Raw genomic sequence first — 2,065 nt, 5'->3', positions numbered from 1 at the left:
CGAACTCCGCAGCCGATAGGCTGCCCGCATGCCGGTGAACGCAGACTTTGAGGGGCGCAGCTACCCGTCCACGAAGCCCTACGGCGTCAGCGCGGCGAAGATCCGCGAGTTCGCCGAGGCGGTCGGCTCGAGCGACCCGGTGCACGTCGACCGTGATGTCGCGCGCGCCCGGGGATATGCGGATGTCATTGCCCCGCCGACCTTCGCCGTCCTCATCGCCCAACAGTGCGATCGGCAGCTGATCCTCGACCCGGAGGCTGGCATCGACTACTCCCGGGTGGTGCACGGGGAGCAGAAGTTCGTCCACCACCGGCCGCTCACGGCCGGCGACTCCATCGTCGGCACCCTCCACGTCGACGGTGTGCGCGAGGCCGGGGGCCACGCGATGGTGACGACCCGCACCGAGCTGGCCACCGAGTCGGGTGAGCCCGTCTGCACGGCGACGTCGACCATAGTGATCCGAGGAGGCGAGTGATGACGGACCAGACCCGAGCCACCAGCGGCGTGCGCGCCTTCGCCGGCGTCGCGGTCGGCGACGAGTTACCGCCCCGCACCATCCATGTCGACCGGGCGCGGCTCGTCCAGTACGCAGGTGCCTCGCTGGACCGCAACCGCATCCACTGGGACGAGCGGTTCGCCAAGAGCGTCGGACTGCCCGACGTCATCGCGCACGGCATGTTCACGATGGGCAGCGCCGTCACGGTCGTGTCCGACTGGGTCGGTGACGCGGGGCGCGTTCTCGAGTATGGCGTCCGCTTCACCAGGCCGGTCGTCGTGCCCTACGAGGAGGGTGCCGACATCGAGGTGGGCGGCGTCGTCAAGGCCCTCGACAAGGACAAGCGCCGGGCCACCATCGAGCTGAGCGCCACATCGAGCGGCGACAAGGTGCTCGGCAAGGCCATCGCCGTGGTCCAGCTCGACTGAGCGGGTCATCTCATGCACGAGGAGCTCGACGTCCCGCTCGCCCCACTGACCACCATGCGGGTCGGGGGCCCGGCAGCCCGACTCGTCACGGTGGAGACGACCGACGAGCTCGTCGACGCGGTTCGCGAGGTCGATGACGCCGACGAGCCACTCCTGCTCCTCTCGGGCGGCTCCAACGTCGTGCTGCCCGACGCTGGCTTCGCAGGTACGGTCGTGCACGTCGCGACGCGGGGGGTGGAGCCCCTGTCGGCCGACTACTGCGGCGGGGCGATGGTCCGCGTCGCCGCCGGCGAGTCCTGGGACGACGTCGTGGCCCGCACCGTGCAGGAGGGCTGGGCTGGAGTCGAGGCGCTGAGCGGCATACCAGGTCTGGCGGGGGCCACCCCCGTGCAGAACGTCGGCGCCTACGGTCAGGAGGTGGCCCAGACGATCGCGCAGGTGCGCACCTGGGACCGTCAGGAGCAGCGGGTCCACACCTTCGCGGGACCGGACTGCCACTTCACCTACCGGCACTCGCGGTTCAAGGGCACCGACAGATGGGTCGTGCTCGACGTCCTGTTCCAGTTCGAGATCGCCGATCTCTCGACGCCGATCGCCTATGCAGACCTCGCCCGCGGGCTGGGTGTCGAGCTGGGGGCGCGCGTGCCCCTCGCGGACACGCGCGAGGCGGTGCTCGAACAGCGCCGTCGACGCGGCATGGTGCTCGACCCGGCCGACCACGACACATGGTCCTGCGGGTCCTTCTTCACCAACCCGATCCTCGCCCCGGACGACTTCGACGCGGTCGCCGAGCGTGCGGGCGAGCGCCTCGGTTTCGACGCACCGCCGCCGCCGCGCTGGGTGGAGCGGGACGGGCGTGTCAAGACGAGCGCTGCCTGGCTGATCGACCACGCCGGGTTCCAGAAGGGGTATGGGTTGCCGGGTCCCGCAGCGCTCTCGACGAAGCACACGCTGGCCGTCACCAACCGGGGCGATGCGACGGCGACCCAGGTCATCGAGCTGGCACGTCGGGTGAGGGACGGTGTCGAGGAAGCCTTCGGCATCCGCCTGGCCAACGAACCCATTCTGGTCGGCGACAAGCTCTGACCGCGGCGGCTCGAGTCGCAGAGCGACCGGTCGACGCGGGGAAGGTGACCGGTCG

Annotated in this window: 3 protein-coding genes; all 3 read left to right on the top strand. The window is 70.4% G+C overall.

Annotated elements, in window-relative coordinates; genetic code table 11:
* The first annotated feature begins 28 nt into the window (after nucleotides 1–28).
* Genes N864_RS21795 through N864_RS21785 form a run of 3 tightly spaced genes read left to right on the top strand, consistent with a single transcriptional unit; the run spans nucleotide 29 to nucleotide 2,010 of the window.
* Nucleotides 29–475: an FAS1-like dehydratase domain-containing protein gene (locus N864_RS21795; RefSeq protein WP_034722438.1), complete on the top strand. Its 447-nt coding sequence runs from the start codon at nucleotides 29–31 to the stop codon at nucleotides 473–475.
* On the top strand, nucleotides 475–924 hold the full coding sequence (locus N864_RS21790; RefSeq protein ID WP_034722435.1) for a MaoC family dehydratase: 450 nt from the start codon (nucleotides 475–477) through the stop codon (nucleotides 922–924). Before N864_RS21795 ends, N864_RS21790 begins: the two co-directional genes overlap by 1 nt.
* Before the next feature lie 12 nt (nucleotides 925–936).
* Nucleotides 937–2,010, top strand: coding sequence for a UDP-N-acetylmuramate dehydrogenase (locus N864_RS21785; RefSeq protein WP_034722433.1), 1,074 nt, complete (start codon nucleotides 937–939; stop codon nucleotides 2,008–2,010).
* Nucleotides 2,011–2,065: the final 55 nt, after the last annotated feature.

Source organism: Intrasporangium chromatireducens Q5-1, assembly GCF_000576575.1.
GTDB lineage: Bacteria > Actinomycetota > Actinomycetes > Actinomycetales > Dermatophilaceae > Intrasporangium_A > Intrasporangium_A chromatireducens.
This window is presented reverse-complemented; position numbering and strand designations above follow the sequence as displayed.